The organism is Enterobacter sp. IF2SW-B1 (genome assembly GCF_001743375.1).
Lineage (GTDB): Bacteria > Pseudomonadota > Gammaproteobacteria > Enterobacterales > Enterobacteriaceae > Enterobacter > Enterobacter bugandensis.
Genome location: NZ_MJAA01000383.1, coordinates 1 through 358 on the forward strand (window position 1 = coordinate 1; position 358 = coordinate 358).

1 pseudogene is annotated in these 358 nt (G+C 58.7%); it reads left to right on the forward strand.

Annotation, left to right across the window (positions count from 1 at the left end):
• Window positions 1-358, forward strand: a pseudogene (locus A6013_RS24745) (hypothetical protein); the annotation flags it as partial.

The following is a 358-nucleotide window of genomic DNA, read 5'->3' on the forward strand; positions in this document are numbered from 1 at the left end:
GACGAAGAGCATGAGCTGGTCACGTCCAAACCTGCATGTTCCGCTGGTGATCCACTGGCCGGGAACGCCGGCGCAGCGCATCAATATGCTCACAGAACATAAAGACGTCATGACGCCCCTGATGCAGCGCCTGCTGCACGTCAGTACGCAAGCAAACGAGTATTCGCCGGGGCAGGATCTCTTCAGCGCCACGCGCCGCCATAACTGGGGGACTGCTGCTGACGGCAACACGCTGGTGGTGACCTCGCCGAAGCTGACGCGGGTGGTGAACAGCAACGGGAACTTTCAGACCTATAATCTGCAGGGTGAACGGGTGAAGGACCAGAAACGACTGCTTAGCCTGCTGTTACAGGTTCTG